At 45.4% G+C, this 21,700-nt stretch carries 19 protein-coding genes and 8 tRNA genes; 10 read left to right on the top strand and 17 right to left on the bottom strand.

Going from position 1 to position 21,700, the window contains the following annotated elements:
* Positions 1-46: 46 nt before the first annotated feature.
* From prmC to hemA, 3 genes are read right to left on the bottom strand one after another with little or no spacing between them, the layout of a single operon-like run.
* Entirely contained in the window at positions 47-889 is an 843-nt protein-coding gene (gene prmC, locus K0I73_RS04950) for a peptide chain release factor N(5)-glutamine methyltransferase (RefSeq protein ID WP_220063403.1), read from the bottom strand.
* A gap of 41 nt (positions 890-930) precedes the next feature.
* Positions 931-2,016, bottom strand: a complete 1,086-nt coding sequence (gene prfA / locus K0I73_RS04945; protein ID WP_220063402.1) for a peptide chain release factor 1 — start codon at positions 2,014-2,016, stop codon at positions 931-933.
* Between the two features lie 13 nt (positions 2,017-2,029).
* Positions 2,030-3,280 carry a glutamyl-tRNA reductase gene (gene hemA / locus K0I73_RS04940; protein ID WP_220063401.1) on the bottom strand — a complete coding sequence of 417 codons (1,251 nt, stop codon included), beginning with the start codon at positions 3,278-3,280 and terminating at the stop codon, positions 2,030-2,032.
* A 272-nt stretch (positions 3,281-3,552) separates the two neighbouring features.
* On the opposite strand from hemA, the gene lolB reads away from it, so the two are divergent.
* The 3 genes from lolB (at position 3,553) to K0I73_RS04925 (ending at position 6,067) form a co-directional block, all read left to right on the top strand.
* Positions 3,553-4,209 (top strand): lipoprotein insertase outer membrane protein LolB, encoded by a 657-nt coding sequence (lolB, locus tag K0I73_RS04935; RefSeq protein ID WP_220063400.1) that lies wholly within the window; start codon positions 3,553-3,555, stop codon positions 4,207-4,209.
* The gene (gene ispE, locus K0I73_RS04930) at positions 4,199-5,053 is read left to right on the top strand and encodes a 4-(cytidine 5'-diphospho)-2-C-methyl-D-erythritol kinase (RefSeq protein WP_220063399.1); all 855 of its coding nucleotides are present in this window, start codon (positions 4,199-4,201) and stop codon (positions 5,051-5,053) included. Before lolB ends, ispE begins: the two co-directional genes overlap by 11 nt.
* Positions 5,054-5,119: 66 nt before the next feature.
* Complete coding sequence (locus K0I73_RS04925) at positions 5,120-6,067, top strand: ribose-phosphate pyrophosphokinase (protein ID WP_220063398.1); 948 nt, start codon at positions 5,120-5,122, stop codon at positions 6,065-6,067.
* A gap of 65 nt (positions 6,068-6,132) precedes the next feature.
* Here K0I73_RS04925 and K0I73_RS04920 read toward each other — a convergent pair whose 3' ends face one another.
* The 13 genes from K0I73_RS04920 to K0I73_RS04860 all read right to left on the bottom strand — a co-directional run bounded on the left by K0I73_RS04920 (position 6,133) and on the right by K0I73_RS04860 (position 11,910).
* Positions 6,133-6,543, bottom strand: a complete 411-nt coding sequence (locus K0I73_RS04920) for a hypothetical protein (RefSeq protein WP_220063397.1) — start codon at positions 6,541-6,543, stop codon at positions 6,133-6,135.
* 12 nt (positions 6,544-6,555) lie between these two features.
* Positions 6,556-7,014, bottom strand: a complete 459-nt coding sequence (locus K0I73_RS04915; protein WP_220063396.1) for a hypothetical protein — start codon at positions 7,012-7,014, stop codon at positions 6,556-6,558.
* Positions 7,015-7,365: 351 nt separating this feature from the next.
* Positions 7,366-7,450: transfer RNA gene (locus K0I73_RS04910), tRNA-Leu, on the bottom strand.
* A 36-nt stretch (positions 7,451-7,486) separates the two neighbouring features.
* A tRNA-Gln gene (locus tag K0I73_RS04905) sits at positions 7,487-7,561 on the bottom strand.
* A gap of 61 nt (positions 7,562-7,622) precedes the next feature.
* Positions 7,623-7,707 (bottom strand) — tRNA-Leu (locus tag K0I73_RS04900).
* A 108-nt stretch (positions 7,708-7,815) separates the two neighbouring features.
* A tRNA-Met gene (locus K0I73_RS04895) sits at positions 7,816-7,892 on the bottom strand.
* Between the two features lie 20 nt (positions 7,893-7,912).
* A tRNA-Gln gene (locus K0I73_RS04890) sits at positions 7,913-7,987 on the bottom strand.
* A 45-nt stretch (positions 7,988-8,032) separates the two neighbouring features.
* A tRNA-Gln gene (locus tag K0I73_RS04885) sits at positions 8,033-8,107 on the bottom strand.
* 50 nt (positions 8,108-8,157) lie between these two features.
* Positions 8,158-8,242: transfer RNA gene (locus K0I73_RS04880), tRNA-Leu, on the bottom strand.
* A 115-nt stretch (positions 8,243-8,357) separates the two neighbouring features.
* A tRNA-Met gene (locus tag K0I73_RS04875) sits at positions 8,358-8,434 on the bottom strand.
* A 277-nt stretch (positions 8,435-8,711) separates the two neighbouring features.
* On the bottom strand, positions 8,712-9,803 hold the full coding sequence (gene ychF / locus K0I73_RS04870; protein ID WP_220063395.1) for a redox-regulated ATPase YchF: 1,092 nt from the start codon (positions 9,801-9,803) through the stop codon (positions 8,712-8,714).
* A gap of 80 nt (positions 9,804-9,883) precedes the next feature.
* On the bottom strand, positions 9,884-10,471 hold the full coding sequence (gene pth / locus K0I73_RS04865; RefSeq protein ID WP_220063394.1) for an aminoacyl-tRNA hydrolase: 588 nt from the start codon (positions 10,469-10,471) through the stop codon (positions 9,884-9,886).
* Between the two features lie 245 nt (positions 10,472-10,716).
* On the bottom strand, positions 10,717-11,910 hold the full coding sequence (locus tag K0I73_RS04860; RefSeq protein WP_220063393.1) for an FAD-dependent oxidoreductase: 1,194 nt from the start codon (positions 11,908-11,910) through the stop codon (positions 10,717-10,719).
* Positions 11,911-12,134: 224 nt separating this feature from the next.
* Here K0I73_RS04860 and K0I73_RS04855 point away from each other — a divergent pair, with 224 nt between their 5' ends.
* From K0I73_RS04855 to lnt, 6 genes are all read left to right on the top strand, one after another.
* Positions 12,135-12,452: a hypothetical protein gene (locus K0I73_RS04855; RefSeq protein WP_220063392.1), complete on the top strand. Its 318-nt coding sequence runs from the start codon at positions 12,135-12,137 to the stop codon at positions 12,450-12,452.
* Between the two features lie 96 nt (positions 12,453-12,548).
* The gene (gene miaB / locus K0I73_RS04850; RefSeq protein WP_220063391.1) at positions 12,549-13,973 is read left to right on the top strand and encodes a tRNA (N6-isopentenyl adenosine(37)-C2)-methylthiotransferase MiaB; all 1,425 of its coding nucleotides are present in this window, start codon (positions 12,549-12,551) and stop codon (positions 13,971-13,973) included.
* Between the two features lie 208 nt (positions 13,974-14,181).
* Positions 14,182-15,225, top strand: coding sequence for a PhoH family protein (locus K0I73_RS04845; protein WP_220063390.1), 1,044 nt, complete (start codon positions 14,182-14,184; stop codon positions 15,223-15,225).
* Positions 15,215-15,685: an rRNA maturation RNase YbeY gene (gene ybeY / locus K0I73_RS04840; protein ID WP_220063389.1), complete on the top strand. Its 471-nt coding sequence runs from the start codon at positions 15,215-15,217 to the stop codon at positions 15,683-15,685. The genes K0I73_RS04845 and ybeY overlap by 11 nt, the downstream gene beginning before the upstream one ends.
* A 26-nt stretch (positions 15,686-15,711) precedes the next feature.
* Positions 15,712-16,587 (top strand): CNNM family magnesium/cobalt transport protein CorC, encoded by an 876-nt coding sequence (corC, locus tag K0I73_RS04835; protein ID WP_220063388.1) that lies wholly within the window; start codon positions 15,712-15,714, stop codon positions 16,585-16,587.
* A 27-nt stretch (positions 16,588-16,614) separates the two neighbouring features.
* A complete protein-coding gene (gene lnt / locus K0I73_RS04830; RefSeq protein WP_220063387.1) occupies positions 16,615-18,207 on the top strand; it encodes an apolipoprotein N-acyltransferase in 1,593 nt (530 codons plus the stop codon).
* A 276-nt stretch (positions 18,208-18,483) separates the two neighbouring features.
* On the opposite strand, the gene K0I73_RS04825 is transcribed toward lnt, so the two are convergent.
* Complete coding sequence (locus K0I73_RS04825) at positions 18,484-18,984, bottom strand: zinc ribbon-containing protein (protein WP_220063386.1); 501 nt, start codon at positions 18,982-18,984, stop codon at positions 18,484-18,486.
* 120 nt (positions 18,985-19,104) lie between these two features.
* Here K0I73_RS04825 and leuS point away from each other — a divergent pair, with 120 nt between their 5' ends.
* A complete protein-coding gene (gene leuS, locus K0I73_RS04820; protein WP_220063385.1) occupies positions 19,105-21,696 on the top strand; it encodes a leucine--tRNA ligase in 2,592 nt (863 codons plus the stop codon).
* Positions 21,697-21,700 lie beyond the last annotated feature (4 nt).

Genomic DNA, 21,700 nt, shown 5'->3' with positions numbered 1-21,700 from the left:
GAAATTTATCTAACACAGCCAAGATAAATGGTGTGTCAATGTGCCACTATCTCGGCCAACGGCCTAGGGTACATCTGTCATTACTGCCAAAATCTCTGACGGTAGAAACGGCCTCGTAGCCAAGTTCAATCATCTTATTTCGAACCGTGATGGCTTGACCAAAGCCATGTTCCAACAGTAAGTATCCACCGGGCGCTAAATAGTCCCTCGCACAGTCGGCAATATGGAACAGATCGGCATAACCATGCTCACCTGCAGTTAATGCGCTTTGCGGCTCAAACCGAACATCGCCTTGAGAAAGATGTTCATCCTCTTCATCGATATAAGGAGGGTTAGAAACGATCAGGTTAAAGTCATATTGAGTGATGGCATCAAACCAATCGCTTTGCAAAATATTTACCTGCGGTAGCTTGAGGTTGTCTCGATTGGCTTTGGCTAATGCGACCGCTTCTATGACTTTATCAACGGCGGTTATTTCCCAAGAGCTACGTTCAAACGCCAACGACAGCGCAATCGCTCCGGTACCAGTCCCTAAATCGAGCACCTTTGAATTATCTGCTAGTGGCAGATTAAGTGCTGTTTCCACCAATATTTCAGTATCGGGACGCGGGATCAGTGTGGTGGGATTGACCATAAAAGGTAACGACCAAAACTCGCGTTCGCCCACAATATGGGCAATAGGTGTACCTATCGCACGTCTTTGAACCATCTGTTTAAAGGCGGTGACCTGTTCAGAGGTTAAGCGTTCATCGGGCCAAGTATAGAGATAGCTGCGCTGCTTATGGATGATATGCAATAACATCACTTCAGCATCAAGCTTGGCGGTATCAGAGATCTCAACAAGTTGAGATGAAGCCCAAGCTAGGGCTTCAGCTAAGGTCTGGAACAAAAAATATCCTTAAAAGCTTTGTGAGCAGAATTAGAGGAAGATTAATCTTCGCCTAATGCAGCCAACATATCGGCTTGGTTTTCCTGCATGAGCGGCTCAATAATCGCGTTAAGATCGCCTTCCATCACTTCATTAAGGCGATAAAGGGTCAAATTGATGCGGTGTTCGCTAACACGACCTTGTGGATAGTTATAAGTGCGAATGCGCTCAGAGCGATCACCACTGGCCACTAAGCTACGGCGAGTCGTTTCCTCTTCGCTACGACGCTTCTCATCTTCAACAGCTTGAATACGTGCAGCCAGAACACTCATGGCTTGGGCACGGTTTTTGTGTTGTGAGCGTTGATCTTGGCATTCAACAATGATGCCTGATGGAATATGCGTAATACGAATGGCTGAGTCGGTTTTGTTGACGTGCTGTCCACCCGCACCCGATGCGCGGAAGGTATCGACTTTAAGATCGGCGGGATTAATTGAAATCGCCTCAGCTTCTGGTACTTCAGGCATAACAACCACGGTACAAGCCGAGGTATGCACCCTGCCCTGAGATTCAGTTTCTGGTACACGTTGTACACGGTGTCCACCAGATTCAAATTTCAGCTTACCGAAAACACCTTCGCCGGAAACCTTAACAATGATCTCTTTAAAGCCGCCATGCTCACCTTCATTAAGGGTCATGACTTCCACTTGCCAGCGATTAGCTTCGCAGTAGCGGCTGTACATACGGTATAGATCGCCGGCGAAGATAGCCGCTTCATCGCCACCCGCACCTGCGCGGATCTCGAGGAAGGCGTTGTTATCGTCTTTAGGATCTTTAGGCAGCAGCAGAATTTGCAACTCAGCTTCGAGGGTTTCTAAAGTGGCTTTAGCCTCTTTGATCTCCTCTTGCGCCATCTCTTTAAGATCGGGGTCATCTTCACTTAGCATCTCTTTAGCTGATTCAATGTCTTCTTCAGCCTGCTGATAGGCTTTAAATGTCCTAACAACATCTTCGAGTTGAGAGTACTCTTTGGAAAGAGCGCGAAAACGCTCCTGATCGGCAATGATGCTCGCATCACTTAACAGCGCCAAAACTTCTTCATTACGCTCAAGCAAGCCTTCGAGCTTGCGAATAACACTGTCCTTCATTCCAACGCTAACCTTAGTCTTTATCTAGTCCAAGCGCTGTACGTAACTGCCCTATGCTGTTTAGGTCGCCTCGGCGACTAGCAGCGGTGAGAGCCTGAGTGGGCGCATGGATCAATTTATTGGTTAGTTTATTGGCCAATTCGAGGATCAGCTGTTCGCTATCTCCGCCTTGGGCTAACTTATTGATCGCTCGCTCAACCAGCTCATCTTTTATCGCCATACTTTGGGTGCGATATTCACGGATACTATCCACTGACTCTAGTGAGCGGATCCACTCCATGAAAAGATGAGATTCCTCTTCTACAATTACTTCAGCTTGCTCGGCAGCCTCTCGTCTTGAGGCCATATTTTGTTCAATAATGCTTTGCAGGTCGTCAACCGTGTAGAGGAAGGCATCATCAAGATCCCCCACTTCAGCTTCAATATCTCTAGGAACTGCTATATCAACCAATAACATAGGTTGATGACGACGCTGCTTCAGCGCTTTTTCTACCATGCCCTTACCGAGTATAGGTAGTGGGCTGGCGGTAGAGGATATCACGATATCGGCTTTAGGGAGATACTCTGGTATCTGTTCTAGCGTAATTGCTGTTGCGCCAAACTCTTCACACATGGCTTCGGCACGTGAAATGGTGCGGTTAGCAACGATCATTGAGTCAACGCCATTATCTTTTAAGTGGCGGGCAACGAGCTCTATTGTCTCACCCGCACCGATAAGCAACACCTTTGTCGCACTGATTGCTGAGAAGATATGCTTAGCCATGCTGACAGCCGCAAATGCTACCGATACAGCTGCTGCACCAATTTCGGTTTCCGTGCGAACCTTCTTTGCTACCGAAAAGGTATTTTGAAATAGGCGGTCTATGGTTACCGCGACAGTACCCGCCTCTTTTGCTTTAACAAAAGACTGCTTCACCTGACCAAGAATTTGCGGTTCACCCAAGATAAGAGAATCCAGCCCAGCTGATACGCGCATCAGATGCTGCACCACCTCTTGCCCCTTATATTTATAAAGGCACGGCAAGACATCTTCATGAGAGAGTTGATGATAATCCTCTAACCATTGAATAACCTCCGCCTCTTCACCTGTATTACAGTAAAGTTCGGTACGATTACAGGTTGAAACGATCACCGCTTCACCAGTCTTAGTGCGGCTGGCAAGGCTTTTCATCGCATCATGAATTTTATCAGGCGCAAACGCTACTTTTTCACGTAGGTCTACGGTGGCTGTTTTATGATTAATACCGATTGCTACAAGGCTCATCTGACTCTTTCTGGTCTCTAGGCATCTCACTTATTGGTAGCCATTCTACTGAATTGAGCCAACTAAAAACAGAATACGCTTAACAAAACCGAATAATAATCTCGTTTGCTACTTATTTTTCCAATTAAACAAGGCCATCAAAGCCATAAAATTTGTTACTAATTAAAATTAGCCATTGCTAACCCTAGCCTAGGCTGGCAGGAAATTTATCGAATAGCATTGGTATTTAGAAACAGCCCTCGTATGATATGGGTTAGTTATTTCAGCAATAGATGAATAATTTGAACTACCTCACAAAAATCATCCCGTGTTTACTCCTGCTTTCGAGTTTGCTGCTTAGTGGCTGTGTTAGCAAACCCAATATCAACTTGCTCCCGGTAAATGTAACTAATCCAGAGCAAGCAAAATCTTGGGAGATGCAGGGTAAGCTAGCAGTAAAGACAACTGAAGATAAATTTAGCACTAACTTATATTGGCTCCATACCGAATATAACAATGAGCTAAGGCTAACTACCATGCTTGGCACTACCGTCATGTCTCTGACGAGTGATGCGAATGGAGCCGAGCTAGTACTTGATGGCAAAACTTATCGAGACGAGGATCCAGAACTGTTACTTAAGCGGCTGACAGGCTGGTCGATCCCTATTGATATTTTACCACTGTGGATTACGGGGCAAATATCAGCAACCGACCAAGTACTGAGTAGAGATCAGGCAAATAGACCCCAAACGGTACAGTCTCATATTGGGCAAACACCTTGGCAAGTGACATTTAAAAGCTGGCAAACACAAAGCGGTGCTCAATTACCTAGGCTACTTGAGCTAACCCGTGAAGATATTCGTTTGAAAATTCAAATTAGTCAGTGGCAAGCCCTCACTGATAGCGTAACATTGTCACCAGAGACACCAGAGAAATCCAATGAGCAATAATATTTCACGCGCATGGCCTGCACCGGCAAAGCTGAATCTCTTTCTTCATATTAATGGCCGTCGCCCAGATGGTTATCATGAACTTCAAACCCTGTTTCAGTTTGTCGAACAGAGTGATCTGCTCGATTTTGCTGTCAATAAAACTGGCGAACTCACATTACATTCCAATATTGGCGATGTTGTCGCAAATAGCGATAACTTAATTCTAAAAGCTGCAAAATCATTACAAAAAAAATCAGCAACACCATTTGGTGCAGAGATCTGGCTGGATAAAAAATTGCCCATGGGCGGTGGAATTGGTGGTGGTTCATCGGACGCTGCAACAACATTGGTTGCGCTTAATCATTTATGGAATACCCAATTATCACTCGAAGAACTCGCTGAAATTGGATTATCTTTAGGCGCTGATGTTCCTGTTTTTATTAATGGTTTGTCGGCATTTGCCGAGGGCGTCGGTGAGGAGCTGATCACAGTTGAGCTCCCTGAACCTTGGTATCTTGTTATTACTCCAGATGTGCACGTATCCACAGCCAAAGTATTCCAAGATCCGCTATTACCAAGAGATACCCCAAAGCTAACCTTAGTTGATTTAATGAACAACAATTGGCACAACGATTGCCAACAGCTGGTCGCAGATCGCCACCCCCAAGTTGCCAAAGCATTGGCGTGGCTGATAGAATATGCGCCGTCGAGAATGACTGGAACCGGAGCATGCGTTTTCGGATCATTCGATACTCGCGAACAAGCAGAGCAAGTTTTTGCCCAAATACCTGCCGATATGAGCGGTTTTATCGCGAAAGGGACAAATAAATCACCACTAATGCTGCGCTTAGCGCAGTGTTAAAATCATGCGGGATAAGGCTACTTTATCCCGGCCATTACAATGAAGCATACGCCTGAGGTTCATACAGTGCCTGACATTAAACTATTTGCCGGTAACGCAACACCCAGTCTCGCAAAGAAGATAGCAGATCGTCTATTTTGTAAACTTGGAGACGCAGAGGTTGGCGTTTTCAGCGACGGTGAAATCAGTGTCCAGATTAACGAAAATGTACGTGGGGCGGATGTATTTATCATTCAATCTACTTGTGCACCGACTAACGATAACCTGATGGAACTTATCGTTATGGTTGATGCGTTACGTCGCGCTTCAGCTGGCCGTATTACTGCGGTTATTCCTTATTTTGGTTACGCACGTCAAGATCGTCGTGTTCGTAGCGCTCGTGTACCTATCACGGCAAAAGTCGTTGCCGATTTCTTATCGAGCGTCGGCGTTGACCGCGTACTAACTTGTGATCTTCATGCTGAGCAAATCCAAGGTTTCTTCGATGTGCCTGTTGATAACGTATTTGGTAGCCCAGTACTGTTAGAAGATATGTTAGGCAAAGAGTTGGATAACCCCGTTGTGGTTTCTCCAGATATTGGTGGTGTTGTACGTGCTCGTGCTGTCGCAAAGCTACTTGATGATTCTGACTTAGCGATCATCGATAAGCGTCGTCCACAGGCAAACGTTGCTCAAGTCATGCACATCATAGGTGATGTACAGGGCCGTGATTGCATTATCGTTGATGACATGATCGATACCGGTGGAACACTTTGCAAAGCGGCCGAAGCATTAAAAGAACACGGTGCCAACCGCGTTTTTGCTTACGCAACTCACCCAGTATTCTCAGGCAATGCGGCGAAGAACATCGCTGAGTCTGTTATCGATGAAGTTATCGTTACCGATACTATTCCACTAAGTCCTGAAATTGCGGCGTTAAGCAAGGTAACTCAGCTAACTATGTCATCAGTGATGGCTGAAGCCATTCGCCGAGTGAGCAACGAAGAGTCTATCTCTGCAATGTTCAAGCATTAATCGGCTAGCCGACAGCAAAAAGCCACTCTATTGAGTGGCTTTTTTGTACCTATAAAATCAAAGTGCTACAGATAACTACGTCGTATCGCGTCGTCACGCACCAATAGGGTTAGGTCGTAAGCTATGCTGCGGCGTAATTTAACCAACCAACCATTAACCTTATCCATATCAAGATCACAACGCTTCTCTGTGCACTCAGGACGCGCAGCATCGATAAACTTTATCGCGACCTCAGCATCTTTAATCACCAGCTCAGCGTTGATCTCATAGGTTTTATGGGACAAATTGGCAAAACGTCTATCGCCTTCGATGACATAAACCCAGCCGTGGCGCTTAAGTGCTTTAGTGAGCATCTCATCTTGATCCTTTACATAATCCCCTAGCGGCACGGGATCTTGATAGAGCTGTAAGGTATTGGCCTGCAGTGAGGACACAGATATTAAACAAAGGGCGATTATGAATATACACTTTTTCATCTATCTCTATCCTTAGCGCCGCGTCAACTGTTTAGCAATACTGGCACGTAAATTTTTAATATAGTTATAATAACCACGGCCATTTTTGTAGCAGATATCATCAATCAGCTTTTCACATTGATAATCCCCTAGCGCATCATGATACTTAAGCTGTACTAAGGATTTATCATACTCGATACGCATTACGTTGGTATCACCTCGGTAATCGAAGCGCGCTAAAATATATCCTTCGCCCTCTCCGTCATAGACCCACGCAAATCCCTTAGTATTCAGCATCCCTTCTAAAATGGCATAACGTGTCTTTTCCAAGCCGATATTATTCGTCTCTATTTCTTGGTGAACGGCGCGAATGTAACGGTCGGAGGATTTAGGCTTAACACTCTGCTTTATTTCCAGCAAGCTTGGCGCGGCTAACGCTAAAGGACTTAAGCCTATCAGCAAAAAGCCGCAGAGTAATGTTCTAAAACCCAAGATATTAACTCCATGTAATACAAAAAAACCTATGCTATCACAGTCACCTAAGGCCGACTAGAAAGTAAACTCCCATATATTGTCTTCTAGATTTCGAGCTAATACCAATCAAGTTCATTGTAACAGCCAGCGACAAGCCCAAGGTTGGAGAAGGGGTTAACAGAAATTGCATATATATCTATATATCTTTGTAGCCTAACAGGACACTATTAAATCATTGAGGCTTAGATGATTGAGGATAAGAATGGTTGAAGACTTATTATAGTTAGAGACACTTTAAGTTAGAGAATGAGTCATACTGCAGACACAAAAAAGCCTGTCAAAAAGACAGGCTTTTTTGCTTTTAATAAATGGTACGGGAAGAGAGACTTGAACTCTCACACCTTACGGCACCAGAACCTAAATCTGGCGTGTCTACCAATTCCACCACTCCCGCACTGCGTCTAGTTTTACATCCTGACAAAGATAAATATGGCTGGGGTACCAGGATTCGAACCTGGGGATGCCGAGATCAAAACCCGGTGCCTTACCGCTTGGCGATACCCCAACAAGCTTTCGCTTTCGTTACAGCGCTGAGGCATTACCCTAGTCTATAACTTTAAAATAAATGGTACGGGAAGAGAGACTTGAACTCTCACACCTTGCGGCACCAGAACCTAAATCTGGCGTGTCTACCAATTCCACCATTCCCGCACTGCGTCTAGTTTTACATCCTGATTTAAGATGACGGTATAATCCGGCGTGTCTAGTATCAACACCCACCACTCCCGCACTGAATCTAGTTTTACATCTTAGAGAAGATGGTAGCAATGGCGGGACTTGAACCTGCGACCCCAGCATTATGAGTGCTGTGCTCTAACCAGCTGAGCTACATTGCCACATATTATCATAAAGATAATGGCTGGGGTACCAGGATTCGAACCTGGGGATGCCGAGATCAAAACCCGGTGCCTTACCGCTTGGCGATACCCCAAAACTGTTTGAAGCGACTTATTTTCACTATTTTACAATAAGAAAATGGCTGGGGTACCAGGATTCGAACCTGGGAATGCCGAGATCAAAACCCGGTGCCTTACCGCTTGGCGATACCCCAATCAATCTTGCTTCAAGCTAAAGACTATACAATCTCTAGCTAAAAATAAATGGTACGGGAAGAGAGACTTGAACTCTCACACCTTGCGGCACCAGAACCTAAATCTGGCGTGTCTACCAATTCCACCATTCCCGCACTGCATCTAGTTTTACATCTTGATTAAGATGTTGCCGCCCCTATTTCTGATAATTTAAATAAATTCAACTTATCAACTAGCCGGCTAATCTCTAGTTTTACATCTTAGAGAAGATGGTAGCAATGGCGGGACTTGAACCTGCGACCCCAGCATTATGAGTGCTGTGCTCTAACCAGCTGAGCTACATTGCCATCGATTTCTATCTTGCTCCTCTTGCTGAGGAACGGGGCGTATTATGCTTATTCAGCGTATGCAGGTCAACAGCTTTTTTTAGCTAATTTAAACTCTGCTATCTGTTCGCTTATAAACTCACCAAAGTGAGCAGCAGTTATCCAACAAATGCGATAAAACCGCTATTTCAAGCCAACTAATCAGATAACGCAAACAAAAACGGCTCAGTAATTTTACCAAGCCGCCTTATACAAATGACAATGAATCTTATCTATTTGCCTATTGAAGTAAAACAGATCACACGTTAAATAGGAAGTGCATTACATCGCCATCTTTAACGATATATGTTTTTCCTTCAACGCGTAATTTACCGGCTTCTTTCGCGCCAGCTTCACCTTTATATGCGATGAAGTCATCATAAGACATCACCTGTGCACGAATGAAACCACGTTCGAAATCGGTATGAATGACGCCAGCGGCCTGAGGCGCACTTGCACCCACTCGAACAGTCCAAGCGCGCACTTCTTTTACACCAGCGGTAAAGTAAGTGTGTAAGTCGAGTAATTCATAGCCAGCACGAATAACGCGATCGAGACCGGGCTCTTCTAAACCAAGATCAGCCATAAACTCTTGGCGATCTTCAGCGTCCATCTCAGCAAGCTCAGATTCAATTGCCGCGCAAACGGCAACTACAACTGCGTTTTCTTTGGCAGCGATCTCTCGAACAGTATCAAGATGTGGATTATTTTCAAACCCATCTTCTGCCACGTTAGCAATATACATGGTTGGTTTTAGCGTAAGGAAGTTAAGATAACCTACTGCGGCTAACTCCTCTTTACTCAGATCCATCGAACGAAGCATATGACCTTCATCCAACACTGGGCGCATTTTCTCTAGTACGCTAACTTCGAATTTAGCTTCTTGGTCGCCGCCTTTCGCACGTTTTTGCTGGCGAAGAATTGCACGCTCACATGAATCTAAATCAGCAAGCGCTAGCTCAGTGTTGATCACTTCAATATCACTGGCAGGTGAGACTTTATTGGCAACGTGAACGATATTGTCATCTTCAAAGCAGCGAACAACATGACCAATGGCATCGGTTTCACGAATATTAGCAAGGAACTTGTTACCTAAACCTTCACCTTTAGATGCACCAGCCACAAGACCTGCAATATCAACAAATTCCATGGTGGTTGGTAAAATACGCTCAGGCTTAACGATTTCGGCCAACGACTCCAATCGTGGATCAGGCACAGGCACAACACCAGTATTTGGTTCAATTGTACAAAACGGAAAGTTAGACGCTTCGATGCCCGCTTTGGTTAGTGCATTGAACAGTGTCGATTTACCTACGTTTGGTAGGCCAACGATGCCACATTTAAAACCCATTATATTTACCTTTATTCAATTGGTATTATCGGCAAGGCCAATAATAAACTGCTCACTGCTGAGCTTGTCAGAGTTCTTGATTAACCTGCTTTGTAAGAATGCAACCTGTGCATCGCCTTACTCATATCTTCTTTAAATAACAATTCTGTTGCACGCACAGCTTCATCAATCACCTCTTCAATAAGGCGTTGCTCAACCTGCGGCGCTTTTCCTAATACATAGTTGCTTACCAAGCTCTTATCACCAGGATGGCCAATACCAATCCGCAATCGATAAAACCCCTTGTTGTTGGCAAGCTTTGCAATAATATCTTTTAAACCGTTGTGACCACCATGACCACCACCTAATTTGAACTTCGCCACACCTGGCGGCATATCAAGTTCATCATGGGCAACCAAGATCTCTTCTGGCTCTATACGAAAAAAGTTCGCTAATGCGCCAACTGACTTACCACTAAGATTCATAAAGGTGGTAGGAATAAGCAAGCGCACATCTTTACCATATAAGGTAGCTCTCGCTGTCAAGCCATAGTATTTACTGTCGGCGACTAAGCTAACGCCACATACACGTGCGAGTTCGTTTACATACCACTCACCTGCGTTATGTCGAGTCTGCTGGTATTTCTCACCTGGGTTAGCAAGCCCAACAATCAGTTTTATATTACTCATCTAACCTATGCCTATCTCGCAAGTGCGCAAATAAAAACGCGGCATTTTAGCACTCAATCGGCTGAGCAACAAATTTGTTGGCGATCCATTATTTCGGTGCGGGTATCGATAACGGGTCGAGACGTCTTTGGCGACTCAATGCGATTAATCACCAGCACGGGGAAAGTTAGCGAAGAGCAGAATGGCAAACACCCTATAAATCACTTTCTATTAGCTAGGATAGAAAGTGGTTAGCTTTTGAAACATCAAAATCCCATGGCGTATTTCAATACTTTCTGTTTGATAGGCGAATCGATGTTAGCAATTTTTAGCGCGCTATTTCGCAGCAGTTTTAACGGCAAAAGATCATTGCTAAAGCTCGCATAGAATAGATCCATTGTGCTCATCATCAGCTGATTATCGCGGTAGCGTTTTGCTTGATACTTAGCTAATAAATCCTGGTGCCACCAGCATTGACGGTGAGTGATGGCATCGGTAAAGCAATCTATTAATGCGGCAGCATCTTTAAAGCCAAGGTTCACCCCCTGCCCCGCTAACGGATTGATGGTGTGTGCTGCATCGCCTAAAATCACGACATTATCATCATAATAACGCTGAGCATGACGCCGCGTTAATTTAAAGCTGCCATGGTCAATGACCTTAAACCCTTTGTCGAGACGGTCAGGGAAATGCAGCTTGATCTGTTCAGTTAATGCTTGGTGACTTAAGTTCGATAACTGAGCAATGCGGTTCGCGTCATCGTACCAAACCAAGGAGGCGTTATTACCCGGCAGAGGTAATAATGAGCGCGGCCCTTTAGGAGTAAATTGCTGCCAAGTGACATCTTGTTCGGCTGTTTCCGTTTCGATATTGATTAGCATCGCTGACTGGGCATAATCCCAACCCGTTATGCCAATTCCTGCCCACTGACGTACTTGAGAGTTTGCGCCATCGGCGCCGATGAGAAGACGGGTATTGATAATCATCTGGTTATCAAGTTGCACCCTAATCCCATCATCGATACGAATAAACTGTTCCGCCTTAGCTGGGCAGATCAAGGTCAAATTATCATGCTGCTCAAACGCCTGCCATAGCGCCAGCTGCACGATACGATTCTCAACAATATGACCTAGGTGGCTGACGCCGATTTGATCGCTATGAAACTGGGTGATAAAACCATCGAGCTCCCAGGTTTCAAGCCCCTTGTAGGCAACTTGACGCATGGTAGCAATAGTATCGAGTGCACCTAGACGCTCAAGTAGCTGCTCTGAGGCCACGCTAATTGCCGATACACGAAGATCCAGTGGTTGTTCTGGACTAAAGGCTTTGGGCTCGAATGCTTCAACCAACGCAACCGTCAAACCAAGCTGTGCCAATCCAATAGCCGTCGCCGCACCAACCATACCGCCACCGAGAATAACTACATCTTTGTTCAGACGCTGCTTATCGTTATCAATCACCTTAACATTTACTCCATGATCCTATGTCTAAATATGTCTACCTTGTCCATTGCGTATGCAAGTGTTGCTAACAGGCTAAATAGTCATGAGCTGTTACAAAGTCGCCGCTTAAAAGACAATTTGTTTATCTAGACTGCTTGTTAACGTTCGTGATCGAACCTTTATCCACTCAATTTGAGCCCATTGCAAATTTGAACTCACTGTAACGTGTAACGGAGTGCACAATGAAAACTGTTATTGCAGCTAGCTTAATGATCGCCGCTTCACTCGCGCCTAATGTCGCCTTAGCCAATGAATCGCAAGGCGATTCATCACCAGCAATGGAAACCATGACTATAACCTACCGCTCAGCGATAGATTATGCCCTATATCAATATACGATTGAATTACTGAGTCGCTTTAGAGGCGAAATTTACACAAGCATACATCAACAAGCCAAATCCAGTACCCTTGCGATGTCTAAGGCCTTTACCGCATCAAACCCTAACACTATGACAGAGATTGCCGCCGCACCAACAGCTAAACACCTAAGTCTGGAGTAAATTCTAAGATATAACGTGCAAAAGCTAGCCAGAGCTGTACTCAGAGGGTAAAATGTCGCGCTATTTTTCCAGTAATTGCAACCACGGCGCAAACTGATGAGTAAGAAACTCCATATAAAAACTTGGGGCTGTCAGATGAATGAGTATGACTCATCAAAGATGGCCGACCTATTAGACGAATACCAAGGTTATACCTTAACCGAGGAAGCTGAAGAAGCGGACGTACTCCTGCTGAACACTTGCTCTATTCGTGAAAAAGCACAAGAGAAAGTGTTCCACCAGCTTGGTCGCTGGAAGACCTTAAAAGATAAAAACCCGAACCTGATTATCGGTGTCGGTGGCTGCGTTGCATCTCAAGAAGGCAAGGCGATTAAAGATCGCGCCCAATGCGTAGATATTATCTTTGGTCCCCAGACCTTACATCGCCTACCAGAGATGATCGATCAGATCCAGCAAGGCGGTAAGGCGGTTATCGATGTAACCTTCCCTGAAATTGAGAAGTTTGACCGTCTGCCAGAGCCTCGTGCCGATGGCCCAAGCGCGTTCGTTTCTATCATGGAAGGTTGCAGCAAATACTGTTCTTTCTGCGTAGTACCATACACTCGCGGTGAAGAGGTGAGTCGCCCTGTTGATGATGTGATCCTAGAAATCGCTCAACTAGCAGAGCAAGGCGTACGTGAAGTCAACCTACTTGGCCAAAACGTTAACGCCTTCCGCGGTGCAACCCACGACGATGATATTTGTACCTTTGCAGAGTTACTGCGTTATGTCGCCGCTATCGATGGTATCGACCGTATCCGGTTTACCACCAGCCATCCAATTGAGTTTACCCAAGACATCATAGATGTTTATGAAGATACGCCTGAGCTGGTTAGCTTTCTGCACCTACCCGTTCAGTCGGGTTCAGATCTAATTTTGACCCAGATGAAACGTGGCCATATGGCGATTGAATATAAGTCAATCATACGTCGTCTGCGCAAGGCTCGTCCTGATATTCAGATAAGCTCTGACTTTATCATTGGTTTCCCTGGTGAATCTAAGCAAGACTTTGCCGATACCATGAAGTTAATTGAAGATGTTCAGTTCGATCACAGCTTTAGCTTTATCTATAGTGCACGCCCAGGCACACCAGCGGCAGATCTGCCCGATGATGTGTCACTTGAAGAGAAGAAAGAGCGTCTTGCTATCTTACAAGATCGCATTACTCAACAAGCGATGCGTTATAGTCGTCAAATGCTAGGCACTGTTCAGCGTATCTTAGTTGAAGGACCATCGGTGAAAAACCCAATGGAACTGCGCGGCCGTACCGAAAACAGTCGTGTGGTTAATTTCGAAGGCGATCCTAAGCACATTGGCAGCTTTGTCGATGTTGAGATTGTTGATGTCTACACCAACTCGCTGCGCGGAACCTTTATCCGTGGCGAGGATGAGATGGATCTACGTCGTAACCTTCGTCCATCAGATATCTTAGCTAAGCATAAGAAGGATGATGACTTAGGCGTGACCCAATATATTCCTTAAACTAGGAAGCAGGGTCACTAAACGCTAATCAAAAGCGACTGTTAACCCAGTCGCTTTTTGTTATATAAGCACGATGAAACAACCACGTTGTTGGCAAGCTATTTTATCGATTAAATAGCATTAGCATTTCCGCTTAATGACTCGTAAACTGTGATTATCATCTTTGACCCTAGTCGTAGATAAAGACAAACATTATCTGGAGTTATTTTTGTCAAATAAATTAACTACTCTAAATCTTTATTTAGAACCTTCTGATACCCGCCGACTCGCATCACTTTGCGGACCTTTTGACGACAATATCAAGCAACTTGAACGCCGGATTGGTGTAGAGATCAACTATCGTAACAACCACTTTCAGATCATGGGACAAGCTAGAAACTGTCTAACTGCTAATAATCTATTAAAAGAGTTATATGTAGAGACTCAGCCTGTACGTGGTAGCACTCCCGATCTCGAACCAGACACGGTACATGTGGCGATTCAAGAAGCTATCGCCCTTGAAGCCGAAGCGCCTCGCGATGACGCCGAGCTGTATATCAAAACGAAACGCGGCGTTATAAAGCCTAGAAACCCCAATCAGAGTGATTATGTGGCTAATATTGTTCGTCACGATATCAGTTTTGGCGTAGGTCCAGCGGGTACAGGCAAGACCTATCTTGCTGTCGCCGCGGCAGTCGATGCACTTGAACGCCAAGAAGTCAGACGCATCTTACTGACAAGGCCCGCTGTCGAAGCCGGTGAAAAGTTGGGCTTCCTGCCAGGCGATTTGAGCCAGAAGGTCGACCCTTATCTACGCCCCTTATATGACGCACTATTTGAGATGATGGGCTTTGAAAAAGTTGAGCGCCTTATCGAACGCAGTGTGATTGAAGTCGCGCCGCTGGCCTATATGCGCGGCCGAACTTTAAATGATGCATTTATCATCTTGGACGAAAGTCAAAACACCACGGTTGAGCAGATGAAGATGTTTTTAACTCGTATCGGCTTTAATTCTCGTGCGGTAATAACTGGTGATATTACTCAAATCGATCTACCCAAAAGTCAAAAATCGGGTCTACGCCATGCCATCGAAGTGCTAAGCGATGTCGATGAAGTCAGTTTTAACTTCTTCCAAGCCAAAGATGTGGTACGTCATCCCGTCGTTGCTCGTATCGTCGAAGCTTATGAAGTCCATGAGCAAAAGATGGCTAGCGAAAAGGCCAAACGCGAAAGCCAATATTTATTGAAGGAACAAACGCCTCATGACGCCTAAGAGTCCCGCTATCGCGTTAGATCTTCAAATCGCTATCGATAGTAATGCATTGCCAACCCGAGACCAATTTGAGACTTGGGTTCGCTTAGCACTCGGTAACACCATGGCGGAAGCGGAATTGACGATTCGTTTAGTGAACAAACATGAGAGTCAGAGTTTAAATCACACTTATCGCGGTAAAGACAAGCCAACAAATGTGCTATCATTCCCATTTGAATCACCACCAGAAGTAGAGTTACCTCTGCTAGGTGATTTAGTGATCTGCGTTCCAGTTGTAGAAACTGAAGCATCAGAACAACACAAAACTTTAGAAGCCCATTGGGCCCACATGGTTGTACATGGTTGTCTTCATCTGCTAGGGTATGATCACATCGTTGACAGCGAAGCTGAAGAGATGGAGTCTTTAGAGACTCAACTTATTGAAAGTTTAGGCTTTCCAAATCCTTACAAGGAGCAATAGTTGACCATATTGGTCAAGAAAATACTATGAGTGACGATATCCCACCGAGTACCAACGCCCATAAGAAGGGCTGGTTTGAAAAAGTAAGTCAGTTATTCCAGGGCGAACCACAGAGTCGCGATGAGTTGGTGGAGGTGATCCACGATGCTGAATTACGAGAAGTGATCAGCGAAGATACTCGCGAGATGATTAAAGGTGTTTTAGAAGTTTCCGATCTGCGCGTGCGTGACATCATGATCCCACGAGCACAAATTGTGGCGCTAAAGATAGATAATACGGTAGAAGAACTGCTCTCTACTGTTATTAGCTCTGCACATTCACGCTTTCCTGTCGTCAATGAAGATAAAGATCATATCGAAGGTATTTTACTGGCTAAAGATCTGCTTCAATACGGTTTCAAAAACAACGATGAACCCTTCTCTCTTGGGCAAGTTATCCGCCCAGCCGTTGTTGTACCTGAAAGTAAGCGTGTCGATGTACTACTCAAAGAGTTCCGTTCTCAACGCTACCATATGGCAATTGTCGTCGATGAATATGGTGGAGTATCAGGACTGGTGACCATCGAAGATATCCTAGAGGAGATCGTGGGCGAAATCGAAGATGAATTTGACCATGATTCTGCTGAAGAAACCGAAATTCGTAAAGTGGGTAAGCAGTTGTATATGCTGAAAGCATTAACGCCTATTGAAGACTTTAACGAAACTTTTGGTACCCAATTTAGTGATGAAGAATTTGATACAGTTGGCGGTTTAGTGTCACATGCTTTTGGACACCTACCCGAACGCAATGAAAAAGTCATGATCGATGATATCGAATTCAAAGTGATTAGCGCCGATACTCGCAGATTAGTTCAACTCAGGGTAAAACTTCCCGATCCCCAAACAGAAGACGATAACGTTTAATCTCTTCACTCCTTTGATGAGGCTTCAATGCTGCTACGACTTAGGGCAATAGCCCATCAACCTAAAATCAGACTGGTACTTGCTTATCTCGCAGGTGCCAGTACTGCGCTTTCATTTGCACCCTATGGCCTATGGCCAATCTACTTAATCGCCATGGCATTTGCCCTAGGGCAAAGCCAATCTTTATCGCCAAAACAGGCCTTCAGATATTGGCTCAGCTTTGGCTTTGGTTGTTTTTCTGTAGGGATAAGCTGGGTTCATGTCAGTATGGACACTTTTGGCGGTCTCCCCCTCATCGCCTCTGTCGGACTCATGGCTCTCCTAGCCCTATACTTAGCACTATACCCGGCTATCGCTGGAACACTGCTGGCCAAGTTATCTCCCCAATCTCACCTAGTACGCTATCTATTGCTGTTTCCCGCGCTCTGGGTTCTCAGCGAATGGGCCAGAGGCTGGGTATTAACTGGCTTTCCTTGGTTATGGGCTGGATATACACAAACTAGCGGTCCATTAAGCGAACTGGCAAGCGTCATTGGCGCGTTAGGATTAAGCTATAGCGTGGCATTGCTGGCAGGAGCGATGACCTTACTGTTTAACCAGACCTCCTCTATACTCAAACGCGCGACTCCACTTGTTATCCTTACGGGTACGCTATTATGTTGCAGCTACCTAGCTAGTACCTTGTCGCCAATAACGCAGAGTGGGAAAAGCGTCAATGTCACTTTAGTTCAAGGCAACATTCCCCAAAGTATGAAATGGCAACCAGAAGCGCTCTGGCCAACTATGCTCAAATATATGGATCTGTCTCGGCCTGAGTTTGCCAATACTGATATTTTTATCTGGCCAGAAGCGGCTATTCCGGCACCAGAACATATGGTGGCCGACTTTCTCGATAATGCGAACAAAATCGCCAGCCTCAATAATAGCGCCATCATTACGGGTGTCATAAGCCAGCAACAAGACAGCTTTTATAACTCTTTAATCGTGCTGGGCAATCACAATCAAGCAGTCCAAGACTCAGCCGATTATCAAGGCGGTGGCCATAATGAATTCAAAAAGCATCATCTATTACCTATAGGTGAGTTTGTGCCACTTGAAGCTCTACTTCGGCCATTAGCGCCCTTTTTTAATCTGCCAATGTCTTCATTTGCTCGCGGTGATTTCCAGCAGCCTAATTTGAATGCTGTAGGCCATCAAATTGCTCCAGCCATCTGCTATGAAATTGCCTTTCCAGAGCAATTACGAGCCAACGTCAATGCCGACACAGAGCTGCTATTAACCGTCTCCAACGATGCTTGGTTTGGCGCCTCGAACGGGCCGCTACAACATATGGAAATAGCACAGATGCGAGCCATAGAGCTAGGACGTCCCTTGGTTAGATCAACCAATAATGGGATTACTGCTATTGTAAACAGCAAGGGAGAGATCACTGACAAGTTACCCCAGTTTGAAACGGGTGTACTTCATGCCAGTATTCCACTCGTTACAGGTGAAACCCTATTTTCTAAATGGGGACAATGGCCTGTGTTACTGCTGAGCTTTTTAATATTTGGCTTAAGTCTTTTAAAGCTTAAGCCTTTTAAAAAACTGCAACAAGCTATGCTCAAATGGAATAAATAATCAGGGTTTACGCTAAGCTCTAACGCCAAGCTTTTGTGGTTATGGTTGTAGTATTGGTTGCGGTTACTGCATTGGTGATGGAATGTTCAATATTCCACCGGCTATCGGGATTAGCCCGACAATAACGATACAAAAATGGCTCAATTTTCATGGCACTTTGGTGAACCGATATAACAATCCTAATGTCGTTACATCGGCTCGGACGACAACCAAAGTGCTCTATTGGTCGACTATGGTTACTACTTTAGCTATCGACAAAACCGCCAGCTCACAACATTATGGCGCTAAGGCTTCTCGGGTAAACTGCCCACAATCACACTTAGGACAATCAGGGATAACACCAGGGAACTCGATGCGCATCTCATGACCACACCCAGTGCAAACCATGATCCCCTGACCCACTATCTCACCACTCTGATAGTAACCATTATGCTTAAAGTCTTGGCTAACCTCATGCCATTCCATTTGACTGCGGTCGGTGATTTCACTCAGCCAGTGCCATAAAGTGTTCTCAGCCACAATAACTGATGGGCTATGACTTAAGTCGGTAGCATTTTTCTCCTGTAAGTAGTTGGCAATGTCACGTTTTAAAAATTGTTCGACCAATGCAATTTCATCTTCTTTCGCCTGCTGCTTGAGAACTAAAAACTCCTTGCTCGCGGTGACAACATTGTATAACTCCTTTACAGTCATTGAGTTATCTTCCGAAAAGTCTGACTTCACTTTAGAGAACAACGCCTCATAAAGCGATAGTAACGCACTGCTTCGTTCACTCATGTTCAATACTCCTTCATGCGAACCTTTTTAATAACTCACTTCTAGTTTATTCTATGCAGATCTAACTCGCGCGCAATGTGCGCAAGATCAAATAATAAGCGGCATGGCCGGGAATCATCAATGCAAGAGCAATATCTACCTTCAGAGATTGAAGCTAAGGTGCAACAGCACTGGCAAGACACTAAAACATTTGAAGTAACCGAAGATGAGAACAAAGAGAAATTTTACTGTCTCTCTATGTTTCCTTATCCATCTGGTCGACTGCATATGGGCCATGTCCGTAACTACACCATAGGCGATGTAGTTGCGCGTTACCAGCGCCTGCAAGGAAAAAACGTATTACAACCGATAGGTTGGGACTCTTTTGGTCTGCCAGCTGAAAATGCCGCGATCAATAATAAGACCGCGCCCGCGCCTTGGACATACGAAAACATCGACTACATGAAGAACCAGCTAAAGATGCTGGGATTCGGTTACGATTGGAGCCGTGAAATCGCCACCTGTACACCTGAATACTACCGCTGGGAGCAGTGGTTCTTCACCAAGCTTTATGAGAAAGGCCTGGTCTACAAGAAAACCGCCTCAGTGAACTGGTGTCCAAATGATGAAACCGTACTGGCAAACGAGCAGGTTCAAGACGGCTGCTGCTGGCGCTGTGACACACAAGTTGTCCAGAAAGAGATCCCCCAGTGGTTCATTAAGATCACAGACTATGCCGAAGAGTTACTAAACGACATCGACCAGTTAGATGAATGGCCTGAGCAAGTTAAGACCATGCAGCGTAACTGGATCGGTCGCAGCGAAGGTATCGAGATGACCTTCCAAGTGGCTGATAGCGATCAGAGTTTCGATATCTATACCACTCGCCCCGATACCGTAATGGGCGTGACTTATGTGGCAATTGCCGCAGGTCACCCATTAGCAGAACAGGCCGCAGCAAATAACCCGGCGCTCAGCGACTTTATCGAAGAGTGTAAGAATGCCGACACCACAGAAGCCGCTATGGCAGCGATGGAGAAGAAAGGCGTCGATACCGGTCTTAAGGCGATTCATCCGCTCACAGGTAAGTTAGTGCCAATTTGGGCGGCTAACTTTGTATTGATGAACTATGGTACTGGCGCAGTAATGTCGGTGCCAGGTCATGACCAACGTGATTATGAATTTGCGACTAAATATGGCCTAGCAATCGAGGGCGTGATTAAGCCTGTCGATGGTGAGCTTGATATTAGTAAAGAAGCTTATACCGAGAAGGGAATTGTATTTAACTCTGGCGAGGCGTTCCCAGAGTTAGATGGCCTTGATTTCCAAGCCGCATTTGATGCAATCGATGCTAGATTGTCAAGTGAAGGTAAAGGTAAGCGTCAAGTTAACTTCCGTCTACGCGATTGGGGGGTTTCTCGTCAGCGTTACTGGGGCGCACCGATCCCAATGGTAACTTTGGCTGATGGCACTGTAATGCCAACCCCCGAAGATCAACTGCCCGTGATTTTGCCTGAAGATGTGGTGATGGATGGTATCCAAAGCCCAATCAAGGCAGATAAAGAGTGGGCCAAGACTCAGGTAAACGGACAAGAAGCCTTTAAAGAAACCGATACCTTCGACACCTTTATGGAGTCATCTTGGTATTATGCGCGCTACTGCAGCCCACATGCCGATGAGATGCTCGATCCTGCAAAAGCGAACTACTGGCTCCCTGTGGACCAATATATCGGTGGTATTGAGCATGCATGTATGCACCTGCTTTACTTCCGTTTCTTCCACAAATTGCTGCGTGATATCGGCTTAGTTAACAGTGACGAGCCGGCTAAACGTCTACTGACTCAAGGTATGGTGTTGGCTGATGCCTTCTACTATAACGACGAGAAAGGCGCGCGCGTTTGGGTTTCACCTAATGACGCGACAGTCACCGAAACCGATGACAAGGGTCGTATTGTTAAAGCGGTAGACAGCCAAGGCCATGAGTTGGTCTATACTGGCATGAGCAAGATGTCTAAGTCGAAAAACAACGGCATCGACCCACAAGAGATGGTCGATAAATATGGCGCCGATACAGTGCGTCTATTTATGATGTTCGCCGCACCACCAGAGCTTACTCTTGAGTGGCAAGAGTCTAGCGTTGAAGGCGCCCACCGCTTCATTAAGCGTTTGTGGAAGCTCGCTCATGATCATGTGTCTCTAGGTAAAACTAGCCCATTAGATCTTGCTGCACTTAACCCTGCACAAAAAGAGCTACGCCGTGAATTGCATAAAACCATTGCCAAGGTCGGCGATGATGTTGAACGTCGTCAGATGTTCAACACCGCAATTGCCTCGGTTATGGAATTGATGAACCGTCTGCAAAAAGCAGCGATGGAAACAGAGCAAGATCGCGCGTTAATGCAAGAAGCATTATGTGCTGTTGTTCGTCTTCTGTATCCAATCATTCCTCACACCTGTTTTAGCCTATGGCAAGCCTTAGGTCACGAACAGGCGATTGAAGAAGTGCTATGGCCAGAAGTCGATGAGTCGGCACTCGTTGAAGACAGTAAGCTAATCGTCGTCTCTGTGAACGGTAAAGTACGGGCAAAAATCACCGTTGCCGCTGACGCAGATCAAAAGACTGTCGAAGCATTAGGTATGGCAGAAGAAGGTGTCATAAAACACACCGAAGGCAAAACAGTACGCAAAGTGATTTACGTGCCAGGCAAGCTACTAAACATTGTTGCTAACTAGATTG

It is taken from the genome of Shewanella mesophila (assembly GCF_019457515.1).
GTDB classification, from domain to species: domain Bacteria; phylum Pseudomonadota; class Gammaproteobacteria; order Enterobacterales; family Shewanellaceae; genus Shewanella; species Shewanella mesophila.
This window is presented reverse-complemented; position numbering and strand designations above follow the sequence as displayed.

Bases quoted from the DNA above. Each gene is read 5' to 3' on its own strand.
- ispE (WP_220063399.1), top strand. From the start codon at position 4,199: ATGAGCAATAATATTTCACGCGCATGGCCTGCACCGGCAAAGCTGAAT.
- pth (WP_220063394.1), bottom strand. From the start codon at position 10,471: ATGAGTAATATAAAACTGATTGTTGGGCTTGCTAACCCAGGTGAGAAA.
- ybeY (WP_220063389.1), top strand. From the start codon at position 15,215: ATGACGCCTAAGAGTCCCGCTATCGCGTTAGATCTTCAAATCGCTATC.
- K0I73_RS04855 (WP_220063392.1), top strand. From the start codon at position 12,135: ATGAAAACTGTTATTGCAGCTAGCTTAATGATCGCCGCTTCACTCGCG.
- miaB (WP_220063391.1), top strand. From the start codon at position 12,549: ATGAGTAAGAAACTCCATATAAAAACTTGGGGCTGTCAGATGAATGAG.
- prfA (WP_220063402.1), bottom strand. From the start codon at position 2,016: ATGAAGGACAGTGTTATTCGCAAGCTCGAAGGCTTGCTTGAGCGTAAT.
- ychF (WP_220063395.1), bottom strand. From the start codon at position 9,803: ATGGGTTTTAAATGTGGCATCGTTGGCCTACCAAACGTAGGTAAATCG.
- K0I73_RS04920 (WP_220063397.1), bottom strand. From the start codon at position 6,543: ATGAAAAAGTGTATATTCATAATCGCCCTTTGTTTAATATCTGTGTCC.
- K0I73_RS04825 (WP_220063386.1), bottom strand. From the start codon at position 18,984: ATGAGTGAACGAAGCAGTGCGTTACTATCGCTTTATGAGGCGTTGTTC.
- lolB (WP_220063400.1), top strand. From the start codon at position 3,553: ATGAATAATTTGAACTACCTCACAAAAATCATCCCGTGTTTACTCCTG.
- lnt (WP_220063387.1), top strand. From the start codon at position 16,615: ATGCTGCTACGACTTAGGGCAATAGCCCATCAACCTAAAATCAGACTG.
- hemA (WP_220063401.1), bottom strand. From the start codon at position 3,280: ATGAGCCTTGTAGCAATCGGTATTAATCATAAAACAGCCACCGTAGAC.
- leuS (WP_220063385.1), top strand. From the start codon at position 19,105: ATGCAAGAGCAATATCTACCTTCAGAGATTGAAGCTAAGGTGCAACAG.
- corC (WP_220063388.1), top strand. From the start codon at position 15,712: ATGAGTGACGATATCCCACCGAGTACCAACGCCCATAAGAAGGGCTGG.